Origin of the sequence: Vibrio sp. dhg (assembly GCF_003443775.1) — a bacterium.
Classification (GTDB): Bacteria; Pseudomonadota; Gammaproteobacteria; order Enterobacterales; family Vibrionaceae; genus Vibrio; species Vibrio natriegens.
Genome location: NZ_CP028943.1, coordinates 1,404,788 through 1,421,327 on the forward strand (window position 1 = coordinate 1,404,788; position 16,540 = coordinate 1,421,327).

Annotated in this window: 17 protein-coding genes; 11 read left to right on the forward strand and 6 right to left on the reverse strand. The window is 42.3% G+C overall.

Annotated features, from left to right (window positions below):
- The first annotated feature begins 9 nt into the window (after positions 1 to 9).
- The gene (locus DBX26_RS06555) at positions 10 to 1,206 is read left to right on the forward strand and encodes an MFS transporter (protein WP_020333149.1); all 1,197 of its coding nucleotides are present in this window, start codon (positions 10 to 12) and stop codon (positions 1,204 to 1,206) included.
- Positions 1,207 to 1,278: 72 nt separating this feature from the next.
- On the opposite strand, the gene DBX26_RS25425 is transcribed toward DBX26_RS06555, so the two are convergent.
- The gene (locus tag DBX26_RS25425) at positions 1,279 to 1,455 is read right to left on the reverse strand and encodes a hypothetical protein (protein ID WP_020333150.1); all 177 of its coding nucleotides are present in this window, start codon (positions 1,453 to 1,455) and stop codon (positions 1,279 to 1,281) included.
- Between the two features lie 12 nt (positions 1,456 to 1,467).
- A complete protein-coding gene (locus tag DBX26_RS25430; RefSeq protein WP_155521825.1) occupies positions 1,468 to 1,605 on the reverse strand; it encodes a hypothetical protein in 138 nt (45 codons plus the stop codon).
- A gap of 663 nt (positions 1,606 to 2,268) precedes the next feature.
- On the opposite strand from DBX26_RS25430, the gene DBX26_RS06560 reads away from it, so the two are divergent.
- Positions 2,269 to 2,559: a hypothetical protein gene (locus DBX26_RS06560; RefSeq protein WP_020333151.1), complete on the forward strand. Its 291-nt coding sequence runs from the start codon at positions 2,269 to 2,271 to the stop codon at positions 2,557 to 2,559.
- A gap of 181 nt (positions 2,560 to 2,740) precedes the next feature.
- Here DBX26_RS06560 and DBX26_RS06565 read toward each other — a convergent pair whose 3' ends face one another.
- Together DBX26_RS06565 and DBX26_RS06570 are read right to left on the reverse strand one after the other, a co-directional pair.
- Positions 2,741 to 3,613 carry an arginase family protein gene (locus DBX26_RS06565; protein WP_118118350.1) on the reverse strand — a complete coding sequence of 291 codons (873 nt, stop codon included), beginning with the start codon at positions 3,611 to 3,613 and terminating at the stop codon, positions 2,741 to 2,743.
- Between the two features lie 73 nt (positions 3,614 to 3,686).
- Entirely contained in the window at positions 3,687 to 4,925 is a 1,239-nt protein-coding gene (locus DBX26_RS06570) for an MFS transporter (protein WP_118118352.1), read from the reverse strand.
- A 259-nt stretch (positions 4,926 to 5,184) separates the two neighbouring features.
- Between DBX26_RS06570 and DBX26_RS06575 the strand changes: the two genes are divergently transcribed.
- Entirely contained in the window at positions 5,185 to 5,517 is a 333-nt protein-coding gene (locus tag DBX26_RS06575; RefSeq protein WP_118118354.1) for an EthD domain-containing protein, read from the forward strand.
- A 63-nt stretch (positions 5,518 to 5,580) separates the two neighbouring features.
- Here DBX26_RS06575 and DBX26_RS06580 read toward each other — a convergent pair whose 3' ends face one another.
- Positions 5,581 to 6,531: an AraC family transcriptional regulator gene (locus DBX26_RS06580; RefSeq protein ID WP_118118355.1), complete on the reverse strand. Its 951-nt coding sequence runs from the start codon at positions 6,529 to 6,531 to the stop codon at positions 5,581 to 5,583.
- A 337-nt stretch (positions 6,532 to 6,868) separates the two neighbouring features.
- Between DBX26_RS06580 and DBX26_RS06585 the strand changes: the two genes are divergently transcribed.
- The 8 genes from DBX26_RS06585 (at position 6,869) to DBX26_RS06620 (ending at position 15,395) form a co-directional block, all read left to right on the forward strand.
- Positions 6,869 to 7,801 carry a helix-turn-helix domain-containing protein gene (locus DBX26_RS06585; protein ID WP_020333156.1) on the forward strand — a complete coding sequence of 311 codons (933 nt, stop codon included), beginning with the start codon at positions 6,869 to 6,871 and terminating at the stop codon, positions 7,799 to 7,801.
- 124 nt (positions 7,802 to 7,925) lie between these two features.
- On the forward strand, positions 7,926 to 8,855 hold the full coding sequence (locus DBX26_RS06590; protein WP_118118357.1) for a zinc-binding alcohol dehydrogenase family protein: 930 nt from the start codon (positions 7,926 to 7,928) through the stop codon (positions 8,853 to 8,855).
- A 190-nt stretch (positions 8,856 to 9,045) separates the two neighbouring features.
- Positions 9,046 to 9,699, forward strand: coding sequence for a cyclase family protein (locus DBX26_RS06595; RefSeq protein ID WP_020333158.1), 654 nt, complete (start codon positions 9,046 to 9,048; stop codon positions 9,697 to 9,699).
- Positions 9,700 to 9,739: 40 nt separating this feature from the next.
- Positions 9,740 to 10,615: an arginase family protein gene (locus DBX26_RS06600; RefSeq protein ID WP_020333159.1), complete on the forward strand. Its 876-nt coding sequence runs from the start codon at positions 9,740 to 9,742 to the stop codon at positions 10,613 to 10,615.
- Positions 10,616 to 10,929: 314 nt separating this feature from the next.
- Complete coding sequence (locus tag DBX26_RS06605; protein ID WP_118118359.1) at positions 10,930 to 12,429, forward strand: sugar ABC transporter ATP-binding protein; 1,500 nt, start codon at positions 10,930 to 10,932, stop codon at positions 12,427 to 12,429.
- Positions 12,426 to 13,415: an ABC transporter permease gene (locus DBX26_RS06610; protein ID WP_118118361.1), complete on the forward strand. Its 990-nt coding sequence runs from the start codon at positions 12,426 to 12,428 to the stop codon at positions 13,413 to 13,415. Before DBX26_RS06605 ends, DBX26_RS06610 begins: the two co-directional genes overlap by 4 nt.
- 12 nt (positions 13,416 to 13,427) lie before the next feature.
- Entirely contained in the window at positions 13,428 to 14,384 is a 957-nt protein-coding gene (locus DBX26_RS06615; RefSeq protein ID WP_118118363.1) for an ABC transporter permease, read from the forward strand.
- A gap of 24 nt (positions 14,385 to 14,408) precedes the next feature.
- Positions 14,409 to 15,395, forward strand: coding sequence for a sugar ABC transporter substrate-binding protein (locus DBX26_RS06620; RefSeq protein ID WP_020333163.1), 987 nt, complete (start codon positions 14,409 to 14,411; stop codon positions 15,393 to 15,395).
- Positions 15,396 to 15,478: 83 nt separating this feature from the next.
- Here the strand turns inward: DBX26_RS06620 and DBX26_RS06625 are convergent, their stop codons facing one another.
- A complete protein-coding gene (locus DBX26_RS06625; RefSeq protein ID WP_020333164.1) occupies positions 15,479 to 16,411 on the reverse strand; it encodes a helix-turn-helix domain-containing protein in 933 nt (310 codons plus the stop codon).
- Positions 16,412 to 16,540: the final 129 nt, after the last annotated feature.

Genomic DNA, 16,540 nt, shown 5'->3' on the forward strand with positions numbered 1-16,540 from the left:
GAGTTCTCAATGAATTCAAATGGTACACACATTACATCGAATCGTTCACGCGGCGTAATTCTGTTTGTGCTGGCGATTGGCACTTTTCTTTTGGGGTTGACTGAATTTTCGGTGATGCCAATGCTACCGCTGGTGGCGGATAGTTTTGATGTCTCAGCGGCTAAATCTGGCCATATCATCAGTGCCTATGCTGCAGGTGTAGTGGTCGGTGCACCATTATTAATGATGCTGACACCTAAAATGAATCGCCGCAGTGCTTTGGTGTTGTTCGCTTTTTTGATTTTTGCTTTTAATGGTTTAAGCGCTGCCGCAACCTCGTTTGAGCAAATCGTATTGTTTCGCTTTTTAAGTGGCTTACCTCATGGTGCTTATTTCGGTACGGCGTTGCTTTTTGGCGCTCGCCTGGCTCCAGAGGGACGAAGTACGTTATATATGTCGCGGGTATTTTCTGGTCTTACCATCGCCACTATCGTCGGTGTGCCATTAGCGACATTATTGGCGCAAAACATTAGCTGGCGTTGGGCGTTGTTGCTGGTTTCAATTGGAGCTTTCGTCGCTTGTGTGCTGTTGTGGCGTGTATTGCCTTCGCTGCAGGCTGAAGGCGAGGGGCTAAAAAGTGACTTGGCAGTATTGAAAAATCCGCTGATCTGGCCAATTGTATTCATCGCGGTGATCGGCTTTGGTGGCGTGTTCTGCCTGTATACTTATCTAGCTGATACCATGATTGATGTAACTCAAGTGCCTGAATACTACATCTCGATTGCGATGGTGATTTTTGGTGTGGGATCGACTTTGGGCAACTGGTTGTTTGGTCATGTGCACGATAGGGTAGTCGCGAAAGTGACAGGCGTGGCTTTAGTTTATTGTGTGTTGCTAGCCATTCTGTACGTATCGGCTGCCGATAATCTTTGGTTCTTGTATCTGGTGGTATTTTTGTTGGGTGCGAGCCTAGGCTTAAGCACAGTGATACAAGCGATGTTGATGCGTGTTGCCAAAGGGGGACACGCGGTGATTGGGGCATTACTGCAGTGTGCCTTTAACTCGGCTAATGCGATTGGTCCATTGGCGGGTAGCTTAGTGTTTATCAATGGTTATAGTGCCAATTACACCGGTTATGTGGCAGCCATGTTATTTGCTGGTGGCTTTGTGATGTGGTTGGTGAGTCGACTGCAGATGCGCCAACAGCAAGCCGAATCAGTAAGCTAATGAAAATAAAATACCTGTCGTGACACTTCATGCCATTCAGATAAGCGCTGTTGGAGAGTCATAAAAATCATACTAAAATGGCAGCGACTTCATTGATACGCTGCCATTTGTACCACTTTTCTCCAGGCGACCTTCACCAGAGATATCATTACGCCAGTAGTCTTCTGTGTTAAATCCACCTTCATCAGCATCCATATATACATAAATATTGCTATTAAAAGCACCGAAACTATCCGCTGCGTCAACCAAGTTCAGACGACCCTAGCCACGAGAATCATTAATAATAGGGTAGTTAGACTCGATTTCTGTTGTCGCCAGTACCGCATGCCGCTGGTTATCACTCAGATATGGGAAACGAGATGCCAGAAGAACTTCAGATCCCTTCGGTTGTGTGACCATTTGGTGATTACGAGTTCGCCGAAAGAATCAAAAGCAAAGCTGATCGAATTCAAAGTTGTTTCGTGTAAACTTGACTATTTTTCCCATACTTGGCTCGTTTCCATCGACAATAAAATTACATGCAGATTCGTCTCTACAACAAATTTGGCTTCCAAGTAAATTAAAGTCCAAAGCAGCATATTGCTCGATGAAAGGAGTGGTGTGTTCAGGAATATATTTTTGAACCGAGGGCATTAATGCATAAGATGTTGAAGTATAGGAGTGAAGTTTCATATTAAACACGTAAGTAACTTCCGTTTCTTACCCAAACTAAGCTCTCATATCTGAGAGTTGTCCTATGATACGGGGTCTAGATCCTAAAGAGCGAAACAGGTCTAACTTATCGATTAACCTGTCACTCACCAGCGAATACTAAATCTGGACTAACTGCCACACTTTTTAAAAATTTATTCTATCCTTCTTTTATTAGATCTCTATTGTTTTACGACTAAATATGGATATTCCTCTTCCCAATGATGAATAACACAATTAGCTAGTTTACAAAAGGCTCCACTAGCTGATCACTTCTTCTCATGGTAACTGTGAAGATAACTTTGTGGTCTATTGTAATTGGCGTCAGATGGTAACGAAACGAGTCAGCTATTAACTCATAAGGAAATCACCATGAAATCAGTTATCAAAGCTATTGTAATTGTATTCGCAGCTACATCAATGAATGCTTTTGCAACCAATGTCATTGAAAGTTTGAGTATCGAAACGATAAAGCAAACCATGACAAAGGACCAAATTGAGCTTGTATTAAATAAGTGGAAAAATGAAAGATTAGCGAACATAGAGATAGAGTTAGAAACATCACTAAGCACAAGTCAAGTTCCTGCTGGAGCACGTGGTGGGATACTGAGAGCTCAGATTGAATACGAATATGAAAAGTTAGCAAAATCCCTTGGTTTATAAATCACTAGTCTATGGCTTATGGCAAACACAAATTTGCTACATTCTGTTCTAGCTCCTGAACCGACAACTTTAAGACGCTAGCAAGTTTGCATGAATTCATCTGATAAATTGATGGGGGTTTTAGAGTAAAACCCCCGTAATTTTACCTATTTTGAGTATTACGGCAGGGGGGAGTAGGTCTTTACGCACCAAGTAAAGGGAAACTTGCCAGCATATTTTTCAGACGGAGTGCATCCCAAGGTAAATGTTCTGTCACACCTAAACCAACAACCTCGACAGAACAATCTGCAATATCATTGATTAAACGTTGAACGGCTGCAAGCTTCATTGCACCTTGAGTTAAACCTTCAAATTTATCGGCAGGGACATCACGCTCAGCGAAATACAACGAGCCGAAATCGGCAATAGACATTACATCTAAGTCCAGATGAATGGCGACTTTAGTAATGCCTTTCGCTTTTATCCAGCCTGTAACTGGTGCACTGGTTTCAGCTAACTCTTCAGGTCCAGCAAAAGCCATATTATTTTTTTGAATAAAATCTGTTTCGTAGGGTAGGGTTGCTCCCAACCCAGCGAATATTACATTTTCAGGTTTGACGGGAGTTTTAACTACGGCTTTAAATTCATCGTCTCCGATGCCCATCAAGTTGCCGAGAACCATTGCATGAGCGTGGTTGTATTGTTCTGGTGTCAAAATATCCGGGTGTGCATCAACCCAGATGATGCCAAGGTCACCTTCATACTTTTCATTTAAATAGTTGAAAGGAGCAAGATCAACTAGGCAGTCACCACCTAAAACAACAATATTGTCTGGCTGGTGTTTTTCAATAATTGCCTTAGCACTGTGTAGTTGGTCTAGCAGTTGGGAGCGACCTCTTAGTCCTTCCTCTTCTGCTAGTTCGTTACCTGTTGGACGACTGACCGGAACTTCTTCAACCGGACCTTTCGGATCTGGTGCTAAAAATGCCAGCATTTGTGAACCAAAATGATACGCTTCGTTATTACCACCTTGCCATTGAGGGAAATGTAAACGCAGTGTTTTTGAGTCAGACATATATTCTCCTTTGAATTAGATAAGCCCCGAAGTTTGGGGCTAAATCGTATTTGAAAATAGATTTTAATTGTTGTTATGAACTTGCTGTCAGAGATACCTGACGGCGTTGAATTTTCACAGGTGCCGTTTCAATGAATAGCAATGAAAGAATTGCAATCAGAGCAAACGCACCACCGACAATTTCCATTGTGATATGTAAACCAAACAGGTCAGCTAATCCACCAGCGACGATAGGCATGATCACACCGCCTGCCATTTCTCCCACACCAGTAGGAATCCCGACAGCACTGCCAGCCTGTTTGGAAGGAACGCTTTCTGCGGGGATGATTGCCAAGTAAATAGGGGCAAGACCAAAGCCGAAGATGCCGGCAAAGCCCAAAAGTAAGAACATTTGAATTTGGCTAAGGCCAGTACTAAATGCGAATAAGAACATTAGTGCGCCGTAGATAGCTGAACATACAAATACGACAGGCTTTCTTCCCAAGCGATCTGAAAGCGAAGGCATAATGATCATGCCTAATGCACCACCAAAGCCCCAGCCTGAGATAATAAAGCCAACATCCGAGAGCTCTAAGTGAACAACCTGAGTTAGGTATAAAGCAACAAAGGTAGAGAAAACGTAAAGCCCACTTTGGAAACAACAGCTCATTAGTGTTGCGACCCAAACATTTCGAACTTTAAGTACTGATAGTGCGCTGCTTTTTTCAGGTTCAGATGAGTCTTTATTACTTGCTGACTGAGCTATTGGTTTATTTTTCATTACCTTATGTAGGCCATATGCAAGAAGGATCCCCGGAATACCTACGACGAAAAATACGGCTTCCCATGGAATAACTTCATTAAGCTGGGTGGCAATGATAGGGCCAAGACCAATTCCTAATAACGGGAAGAATGCCTGATGAACCCCCATCATTAGGCCTTTTTTCTCAGGTTTAACGTTCTCTGAAATGGTTGCGACACTTGTACTGAACACACCTCCTTCACCAATTCCCAGCAGGCCACGGATAGCCAGCATAGAAGCAAATGATTTTGCGATACCAGTAAGCCATGTCATAACGGAAAAGAAAATGGTAGAAAAAATTAGGACGCCTTTACGGCCATGGCGGTCAGAATAACTCCCAAGTAACCAGGTAGATATGGCGTATGTAAATGCCAATATTGAGGCTATTGCTCCAGCCTGAGCATTGTTAATTCCTAATTCAGGAACAATAACGGGGAACAGATATACAACGGCAAATCGATCCAACCCAATGATGCCAAACAGTATGGCTAGCAGAAGTACAAGCTTCCACTCAGAAGTCATTTTTTTCATATTACATCCATGTAAGTTAATAAATGTTCCATTAAGAACACTTATTAAACATATCGAGCTGCGAATATTCTTGACTCAGTCAGACAGGAAAATTTACTCAAAATGACAAATTAGAGTGAGGTGTTTAGTTGTCCAAATAAGTCAATAGAGATGGTAGTTAGAGTCAATTTATTAATGTTCGGGGGTGCTAAGTTGGCGGTGGTTAGTTAACCAAATGGTTAATGGAACAACAAAATATGTCAGAAATTAAGGAGTAATAATGCATACCGTCGCTTATCTCATGAAGAGAAAACCAGGGATGACAAAAGAAGAGTTTTTAAAATTGTATGAAGAGCATCGTGAAGTGATGGTTAGTAATGCACGAGGCTTGGTCAGTTATACCCAACACCCAATCAGAAAGCCGGAAGAAACGGGCGATACTTACACCACTAACGAATACGATGAGTATGATGCGCTATCTATCTATACGTATGAATCACCTGAAGATTCTGAGTTTAGTAATCATTTGACTGCTATTTCGAATGATAGTGCGAGATTTATCGATTTTGAAAGCATGATTTCGCTTCCTCTCAATAAAATTCAAGTCAAATAGATGTAAAAAGGAAGATTTGTCTCAGTATGAATCTTCCTTTCCGTTCGCTATTACCTATCTATTTTATTTTCCTGATAAAAGTTCTTTTGGTGTCATTCCATAGGCTTTTTTGAAAGCTCGGCTGAAATGCGAAAAGTCATTGAAGCCGCAATGAATGGCAACGTCCGATACACGTTTTACTTTTCTTCCTATCAGCATTTTGTAAGCCAGTTCTAGCCGTTGTTCCCATAGCCATTTAATTGCTGTTGTTCCTTCAGTTGCGAACAAGCGGTTAAGTGTGCGTGTTGTCATATAGTGCATTTCTGCGATGGTAGTGGTGCTCAGGTCTGTATCATGAAGGTTATGAATAAGAACTTGTTTAATCTTATCCAGCTTTTCTTTTTTCTTAGTATCCGTTGCACGATTGTCTAAATCAAACTCGACATTCAGAGCGGTGGATATGATATCCATAAGGGCTGAAGACAAAGTCAATTCTGAGGAAATATCATTGAGTTTAGGTAAACTGGCGTACTCTCTAATCGTTGAAGCCGCCAGTTTACCCATCGTACTGTTAGATTTTAGAGTCCGAGCGATAAACGGTGATACGTTATCAAAGTTGGTACGTATGAGACTCTTCGGAAATTTGATATTCAGAGCGCGATGATTTTCAGAGTAGTCCAGATAAAACGGTTTAGAAGAGTCGTACAAAACCATGTCACCACTGGTTATCTCAGCTTTACGCCCCTCTTGTTTAATTTCCCCAAACCCGTTCAATAGCAGGAGAAACTGGAGGTCTTCACTTTGATCCGAAGAAACGTCTTTTTCTGAACGATAATATTTCATAGGTACATTTATTTGGTGGTCGTTGAGTATCACTCCGCCAAAATGATGACCGAATAAAGAAGCATCTACAGTGCTGTTTTTACTATTCCCTAACTCACAATGAATCTTCACATAATTGTCAGAAATGACATTTTCCCAATAGTCGAACCTCTCAGAAGAACTGATCATATCTGTATTATGCATTAAGTTCATAATTACACCCTAAATTACGTTGGAAACGTGCAAATAATGCAAGAATTAAGCCTTTTTTAAAGTCAACAAAAACAGATGTATGGAGAAGATTTGCTTTATTAATTGAACCAAATTGATTGTTTTGCACTAAGTTGGTGCCTTGAAAGGGGTTCGATAGTATAACTATCTACTGACCAATAAGTCGGTAGGTTATGGCTTACGTCGTTGGTAAAAATACTGAGTGGCGCTCCAAATAACAGTAATGTTTTTCAAATCAACAGTAAGAAAAATTGTGCATCCTGAATCAATACCTGACAATAGTGATAGAACAATAACCTCAGAAAGCAAGGTTTAACTAATGGGCAGAAGCTATTCCACACGTGATGTTAGAGCACAAGAGAGTTTTGAATACTGGCAGAATTTAGTTGGCTCAACTTACTCGGCCTTTACCAAAAACAAAAACCTGACTGAAGGTGATTTTCAGGGGGAGTTATCAGTGAAATCTCTAGGGCGAAGCGCATTAATCACTCGTATACGCTCTACGCCCATGGAATACCATGAAATGGAAGAAGCGAGTTATACGGATGATTATTTCATTTGTTTATCGCTTTGTCCTTACGCACAACTGACGCAAAATAATACGACTACCGAACAATTGGCGGGCGATATTGTTGTTTATGATAACAATCAACCGTTCTCATATCGCTTTCCACAAGGTGACAACCAGATTGTGATTTCTGTTCCTCATTCCGTTTTTAACGTAAAAGTAAACAGCTCGGAGCGTTTGTTAAATAAGACATTGAAGAGTGACTCCCCGTTAGGGCGTTTCGTTGGCTCAATGATCGAACAGGCGTGGGAAAGCGAAGAGCAGGAAGACATTTTTGGTGACAAAATGCTCTCAGCTATTTTGTCCATGCTGAGCAGTGCTTTTGAAGCGGTTTCGCCAGAAGGTAATCGTGCGGTACAGCGTGACAAAAAAGACAATTTAACCTTGGTTCAGCAGTATGTTATTGACCATATCGGTGAACATTCGTTGTCTGTTGAATCAATTTCTCAGCAGTTTCATATGTCTTCAAGAACGCTGAGTCGGTTGTTTAGTAAAGAAAACACTTCGGTGATGAAGTGGGTATGGCAACAGAGAATTAAAGCAAGCTACAAGCTGATTATGACAAATTCAGATATACCAATAAGTGAGATTGCACACCAACATGGCTTTTCCAATATTTCTCATTTTAGCAAGATGTTTAAAGAAACCTACGGTGTCACACCTTCTCAACTTCGACAAGGCTAAGCTTGTCACTCAGAGCAAACAGGTTGTCCGTCAGAGAGTAACGCTGCTGTTGTAACCTCATTCATAATTTCTCCGTTTTTAACGAGGTTGCTGTGTGCAGCGTATGAACATTTTCGGAATAAGAATGAAAGCATTAGTCGCGAAGCAATTAGGTGCTCAATCGGTTCTTCAAATAGAAGAACGCTCAACTCCTCAAACTAAGCCAGGATTTACTCTGGTTAAAATGCATGCTGCAACAGTCAACCCTTTATCAAATCAGATCAGACTGGGGGCAGTACCAGCCGCAAAAGCTCCATTAGTGTTAAGCAATGATGGAGCTGGTGTCGTCGTAGAAAGTGACCTATTCAAAGCTGGGACAGCTGTCGCCATTTATGGTGGCGGCACATTGGGCATTACAGAAGATGGCTTGCAGCAAGAATTTGCTCTGGTAGAGAACAAATGGATTGTAGAGCTTCCTGCAAATACTGATCTGAATGTAGCCGCTGCGCTTCCGATTAATTACGTATCCGCGTATCAGGCAATCAGTCGAGTCGGTCAATTTAAAGCAGGCCAAACAGTGTTGATTTCTGGTGCAACCGGCTCTCTAGGTCACGCTCTGATTCAACTGGTTAACGCATTGGGAGGCACACCTATCGGTGTCGTTTCTACAAGTGGAAAAGTCGCTAAAGCTCTTGAGTCAGGAGCTAAACATGTCGTTGACCTTTCGTCACAAGACATGCTTTCTACCGTGATGGGTATTACGGAAGGCCAGGGTGTTGATTTAGCTTTCGATACTGTTGCGGCTGACGTTCTGGGGCAGTTGATGAAATGTTTGAAGACCCGCGGAGCAGTCGTATCGATAGGTTTCGCTGGCGGAGTTACATCAGAAATCGATATTGTTGATGTTGTCGTATATGAGAAAAAATTACTCGGATTTGATGCGCACTTAGAGACGGATGAAGATGTTGAACATGTTTTTCATGTTCTGAAAATTCTTTTAGAACAAGGCAAAATCAAACCACGGATAGACAGCGTATTTCCGCTAGAGGAATATGATGACGCTTATCAACATTGAACATCTCGTCAGGCTCAAGGGACGATTTTAGTTAAGTTTAACCATTAAGCGCAGTGCAAAACTTGGTTAGTTCGTAGTGGACAGCAAGCTTGGCACTGACAAACAAGTATTTGTCTTTTTCAGCCAAGTTTTCGTGTCTGGATTGCGTATATTAGTTTTCAAAGGAACAGAAATAATAAGGAAGGACTCAATGACTAAGATAGTTGTTAAGGAATTTATCGAGCTTAACCATAAACTTGAACATGGAATGGAAACCTATCCGGGACTTAGCCATGTTGAGGTATATGACCATTTCCCACGATTCGGCAATAACGCATTAATTGATGGTATTAACTTATTGGGTATCTCAGGTACTTACATTGATGCGCCTTATCACGAAGACCCAGATGGTGACAAGATTTGTGATTACCCGTTAGAAAAATTAGCCCACCTGCCGCTGATTGTGGTGAATAAGCCAGATAGCAGAGTTTCTTTTGAACGAGAAGACTTTGATGGATTAGAAGTATCAGGTAAAGCGGTACTGCTTAATAGTAAGCATGACCAGTTTTTCGGTAAGGAAGAGTACGGAATTAATACACCATACCTTTCTGTTGAAGCGGCTGACTATTTAGTTGAACAAGGTGTGGTATTAGTCGGGATAGATTCTCCACTGGTAGATAATATCGAAACATCTGAAGCTGCAATTCCGGTTCACAATATTCTCTTAAGCAACGGCATTGTTATCTGTGAAGACATGACCAACATCGCTGCCGCAGAAGGTAAAGATGCTTATCTGACAGCCGTTCCTCCCAGAGTTCCGCTAGCGAGTTTCCCTGCACGTGTATTTGCAACAGTTTATGAGTGATACAGCGGTTAGTCTGTATTCCAATTTAAGGTAATTTATTATGTCTGTAGAAAATAAAACCCTAAGACTGCTAATGCCACAATGGCAAGGCGGCAACAATCATGCTTATTATTTTGGCGCTCAACTATTAGCTTGGTTAGCACCTGAAACGAATGGTCCGGTTGAAGAAGTAAACGTAACTTTTGACGAAAACCGTCAATTAGAAAATGAAAACGGCATCGTTGGCCGCTCAGAGATCATTCCGCAAATCCAGAATTCAAAAGAGCTGATTGAAAAACACAGCCCAGACAGTTTAGTTGTGTTAGGTGGTGACTGCTTGGTTGACCTGGCACCATTTGCTTACTTACAAGAAAAGTATGGTGATGATTTAGGTATTCTTTGGGTTGATGCTCACCCGGATATCATGACTTCAGAAGAATTTGAGCATTCTCATGCTTCTGTATTACGTGCATTGATGGGTGAAGGTGACAGTGACCTGACTGATTTCGTTAGCACACCAATAAAAGCTAATAAAATCATGTACGCGGGTGTTAATAACGAGAGCGAGTTTGAAGCTAACTTTCTGAAAGACCGTAATATGCGCGTATGTCGCCCTGAAGAAATCCAAACTGAAATCACTTCGATCCAAAAATGGGTAGAAGAAGAAAACATTAAGGTTCTTGCTATTCATTTGGATTTAGATGTACTCAGCATTGCTAACTTTGGGTCACTTCTCTTCAAAAATCCAAATGTTCCTGAGGATGCTTATGAAGGCATCGCTCAGGGCCAAATCACAATGGATGATGTTGTAAAAGTTATTAGTGTAGCCAGTGAAAATACTGAAGTTGTCGGCTTGGGTATTGCAGAACACCTGCCATGGGATTCATTGAATCTGAAGAACATGCTCGAAAAATTACCGTTGCTTGGTAACAAATAAGTAGCTCTTCCTAGTATTGTTGATGATTGTGTCTGTTTGGATAAGTAGTTTTACTGCTTATCCTTTTTTTGTATCTGATTATCTTGTTATGTTTCTTTGGCTCTGAATTAAGGCGTTTAAATTCAGGCTCCGATTTATGTCCTAATTATCATAACTCTTGTCTCGGTCAGACAAGTATCACTCCGCTTTAGAACGCTAAGATGTCCTTAATGCATGATTTAGATGTATAAATATACGGCTTACGTAAAAACCATTTCGATGTAAATGAAAGTGAGCCCTAAATCTCAATAATTTTGAGAAAGGACAACAGCGCAATGGAAGCAAAAAATATACTGACGGCGAATAATATATCTAAACGATATGGTGGCGTATTTGCTTTAAATGATGTCAGTTTTTCTCTCCGCAGCGGAGAAATTCTCGGTCTATGCGGGGAAAATGGAGCGGGCAAAAGCACGCTGGTAAAAATTCTTGGCGGTTATGTCACACCAGACACAGGAACATTAGAAATTGGCGGCATGAACGTCGAGCTAGGTAAACGTGTCGACCCCTCTTTGATTACTATCGTCCATCAGGAACTTTCAATCCTGCCGCATCTGAGCGTGCTGGATAACATTGTTATCGGGATGAAAGAAAATGGGCAAATCTATCGTAGAGGTCGCTATACAGAACAAGTCACTAAACTGCTTGCCGATGTGGGTTTAGAACATATTTCTCCTCACCAGCTTGCGGAAACACTCTCTTTAGCAGAAAGACAATTGGTTGAGATTGCACGTGGGCTTGCAAGTGGTGCACATGTACTACTTCTTGATGAACCGACTGCAACTCTTTCTGATGCAGAGATTGAAAAAGTCTTTTCTATTATGCGTAAGCTGAAAGCAGCCGGAACCACGTTGGTCATTATCAGTCACCGTTTGGATGAAGTCTTTACCATCACCGATCGCGTTACGGTGTTCCGTGGCGGTAAACATATCTTTACCCGTAATACCAAAGATGTCACAGGACCGGAACTGGTTAGTGCCATGCTTGGTCATGAAGTTGAGAGGGGCGTTATCAGGCCTCAACGACAGCATGGGGACGTATTGCTTGAATGCAAAAATGTGCAAATAGAGAATGGTTATGGTCCGTTAGATTTTACCTGTCACAAGGGTGAAATCGTCGCCATTGTTGGCCAGCTTGGTGCCGGAGCGGATTTATTCTTGCGTACATTAGCCGGTTTAGCACCAGCAGAGCAGGGGGTTGTATTGCTCAATCAGAACCCTATAGCACTCAACTCTATATATGATGCTGAGCAACACGCTATTTCTTATGTACCAGAAGATAGAGCCGGTAAAGGCGCATTTCTGGAAGCGCCAATTGGCATGAATCTAACTTCAAGAGCGCTGGATGTTCTGTCTCATTGGGGTGTGATTTCAAAACCTAAGGATACAAAAAACGGTGTGGAGCTAGCAGAGTCATTTACTCTCAATCCGGATCGAAATCATGAACCTGTTTCTTCACTCAGTGGTGGTAACCAACAGAAAGTGGTTCTGGGTAAAGCCATTGCAACGAATCCCAATTTACTGCTGCTAAATGAGCCAACCCGGGGCGTGGATATTGGTGCACGTGCCGATATTTACCAGCGCTTAAGAGATCGAGCGGATCAAGGGCTTTCAATTGTCTTTTACTCTACCGATCTGGAAGAGATTCTCGACTTTGGTGATCGTATAGTCACGGTATTTAAAGGCGAAGTAATAAACAGCGTATTAAAGAAAGATGCGACTCAGGAAAGCATCTTACAAGACATTCTGCACGGAAAAGCGAGGGATGCAGCATGATTGGAGCAACCTCTTCAAAATCATCCTTACCATTTATCTCCCTGAACGGCGCGGCGTTTTCTCCAACCCGTATTCAGGCAACATCGGTAAGGTTTGCCATCGTGATTGTTGCGGTGTTGGCAAGCGTATTCATTGACGGCTTCGCTACCACGCAAAATTTAAGTTCAATTCTATTTTCTACCGTCTCGGTCGGCATAGCCGCTTGCGGACTGGCTTTGGTAACAATTAGTGGCAATTTGTTTATGTTGTCGATCAGTGCGACAACGTCTATATCCACCATTATTTTTGCTAGCTCATTGCAGTTTGGTATTCCAGCGGCGATTGTTTTGACTTTGGCCGTCGGCATCATCTTCGGTGTTATTCAGGGTACGGCAGTTGGCGCAATGAAAACCAATCCAATTATCACGACGATTGCAGCGTCTTCGGTGATTACCGGTATTGGTTCCTGGGTATCGGGTGGACGAACCATTACTAGTGATGTCAGCGTTGAGTGGCTCGGTGTCGGTCATATCTTCCCGGGAGTACCAAACCAGTTATTTATTTTGATATTCGTGTTGTTTGCGTGTGAGTTCTTCTTATCACGCATGCGTTTAGGGCGAGAAATTCAGCTAATTGGTATCAATGCAACCACTGCAAAACTTTCTGGACTTCGAGTGGGATTAGCCGTTGCGATGGCTTATATCATCGCGTCTTCAACCGCTTCTTTAACCGGTATTCTTATCGCATCGCAAAACTCACAAGGGAATTTGTCGCTTGGTGCAGGACTGGATTTTAGTGCAATTGCGGCAGTACTCGTTGGTGGCGTTGCTATTGCTGGTGGGCATGGCCGTATAAAAGACGCAGTATTTGGCGCTCTGTTCCTGGCGATAGTTGGTAACGTTCTGTTGTTGGCTGGTTTTTCTCTGGATATGCAGTTGATGGTAAAAGGCGCAGTTGTACTTATTTCTGTAGTGCTGGGTGCATTACTGTCTCGTAAGCGTAAATAAAGGAGATGCAAAATGAAATCTAAATGGAATTCGTCAGACATATTACGAGTGTTTCTGTTTATCGCTATACCTGTCTTTTTTGCTTGCATGAACAGTTTCTTTTTAACCAGTGGGAACCTGTTTGCTTTAATGCAGAATTTCGGTTTAGTTGGGCTGGTGGCTTTAGGTCTGGTGCTCACTATGATTGTTGGTGAGTTCGATCTTTCAGTTGCTTCAATGGTTGCTGTCGGTGGTCTTATTCTGGCTAAAACAGGCGTAGATAGCGCCATTATAGGTGTGATGTGGGCGATGGTGTTTGGCCTTGTCGTCGGACTTATTAATGCTGCGTTCATTATTAAACTCAAAGTTTCTTCGTTAGTAAGCACACTAGGCATGATGATTCTGTTATCGGGTTTTGCTTACTGGATCGCTGATGGCAATGTCGTCCCTTACTACAACTTTGATGCATCAGATGTTTTGGATGCACAGATAGCGTACGTATTCTCACCTCGCATCCTTATTACGATTGCAGCGATGATAGTTGTATACCTGCTTCTTAGCTTTACTCGCTTGGGAAGAGACCTGTATGCAACAGGTAGCCGCAGACAATCCGCAATCATGAGCGGTGCAAATACTTCTGCTGCTTTGTGTGTTGCATTTGGTTTATCTGGAATGCTAGCCGCCTTAGCAGGTGCTTTGATTTCAATCAGTCTGGCAACAGGCTCGCCAACACTTGGTGATACGCTCCTAATTCAAGCTGCTTCTGCCGCGATTCTGGGTGGTGTCTCTCTTGGTGGTGGCGTCGGCAAAATTCATCAGGTAGCGGTAGGTGTGATGATTCTTGCTGCTCTTGGTAATGGGTTGAGCCTTATGGGCGCAAGTTCTGCGACCACATTATTAGTCAATGGTTGTGTTCTGGGATTCGTCGTTCTGATGAATGGTGATCTGAGTTCACTACGTATAAATCTTGTTAAAAAAACACATGGATAATCAACGGACAACGGAGATGTCACGATGAAAACAAAATTATTTCTAAAACACTCTTTAACTGCGCTGGCTACGACAGCCGCGCTTGCTTCAGCCGCAACTGTGTCGGTGGCACAGGCTGCGGAAGGTAAGTCAGTGATACTGCTTCAGCCAACTGAAGAATGTACGTACTGTGCGGACTACTTACGTTTCTTCAAGCAAGAAGCAACCGCTGCGGGTTTGGATTTTGAAACAACAACCAGTCCGTTTGATCCAGCGAACCAGGCTAACCAGGTTGAACAGGCGATTGCGAAACGCCCAGATGCGATTATCTTATGGCCGGTAGATGCAAACGCGCTCATTCCATCTATGCGCAAAATTCAAAAAGCGGGTATTCCACTCATCATCAGTGACGCGTTACCAGCAAAACAGTCTGAAAGATTCTGGGATGTGTATACAGGCGGAAACAGTGAAGACATTGGTCGTGAATCTGCGAAAGCGATGGTCGATGCGTTTGAAGCGAAAGGCTATGGTAAAAAAGGCGAAATTTTTGTGATTACCGGTACTCCGGGAGCCCCAACGTCAATTGGTCGTATGAAAGGCTTTACTGAAGAGCTAAGCAAGCTAGCACCGGACATTAAAATTCTCGGTGAACAACCAGGTAACTGGGATCAGAACGTCTCTATGACAGCCGCGTCTTCACTATTCACTCGCTTTGGTGATCAGGTTGAAGGTGTCTACGCGGTAGAAGATTTAATGATGGCGGGTGTGATTGTCGCAGCTGAACGCGCCAATATTGATGCTTCTAAGCTCGCTTTAGTCGGTGTTGGTTGTGAAGTCCCAGGGTACAAAAATATCAAAGCGGGTATCCAGTATGCGACAGTATTGTCTGATGCTTACAGTGACGCCAAATACGCAGTAGATGCGGCGGTGAAATTGTTGGATGGTGAGAAGTTAGATAAATACATCTATATGCCAAACCCTATTATTACTAAAGATAACTTGAGTGACTGTAAAGGTATTCAAGATCTTTAATAGGGTATTGGGGTAGAAGCAAAAGGGATAAGTAGCACAGTTACTTATCCCTTTTTTATTTTTACTCATTGAATTTTAGATGGTTATCGTGTCAATTCTCGTGGAGAGTAACCAAATTGTTTTTTGAAAGTGCGGCTAAAGTGAGAAAGATCTTTATAACCAAAAGTGAGTGCCGCTTCAGTGATGTTTGTTACACGTTTATTTGCCAGTGCATCGTAGGCACAAGATAGACGCTGGGATTGCAACCAATTACGTGGAGTTTCTCCAACTTCGGCAAATAGTCTGCTTAGTGTTCGCAAAGAAATACCCTTTTGAGAAGCAACACTTTCAAGGCTTAACTCTTCATCAGTAATATGATTGCGGATGTAAGTTTTGATTTCGTTTAGTTGTTTATTGTTAGACGCGATAGGGCTATCGTTTGCCGTTGCCCGACTGATGGCCGTTGTCAGCATATCGAGTGTTGGGACAATAAAATCGTCCTCGTTTATCAGCTCTGGAGATGAGGCTATAATTGATGTCTCGTTCATTAGCGACTTGATTAAGCGACCAAATGATGACTGATCATTTAAAACAGTGCCACCCAAATTATCTAATCGGGTTACTTTCGCCTGGATTAACGGACGAGGAATACGCAGAAGCATCGCTTTGTAGGCGGAAGTATAATTGAATGAATATGGTTTGCCAGAATCGTATATTAGGATGTCACCAACATTGTGTGATACCTGACGGTCATTTTGCTCGAAATAACCTTCGCCCTCTAACATAACAGAAAGAAATATGTCTTCGCGTGGTACATTGCGTAAATCTGTAGTGCGACGATCATAGCGAATACTTTCTGAAGCGACATGGCTTAATTCTGTAGAGCCAACGTGTTGAACAGATGTCGTCGCTTTGAATTGAGTTGTATCACTGGCGATACCCAGACAAGGTGCGTAGTGTTTAGTTACCACGTCATTCCAGTAGTTGAATCTATCTTTTTGATCCAAAGTGTCAGTCGAAAAAATAGTGCTCATCATTCAAGTGTTCCCAACTAAAACCAGTTACTAGCTATAAAGCAATATAAGTGCCACTAAAAAGTCTTGGTTAATTTCTGTGCGCAAAAAAGGTGCATATTGCATAAATGTCGGGAAAACAGTGAGATAGCT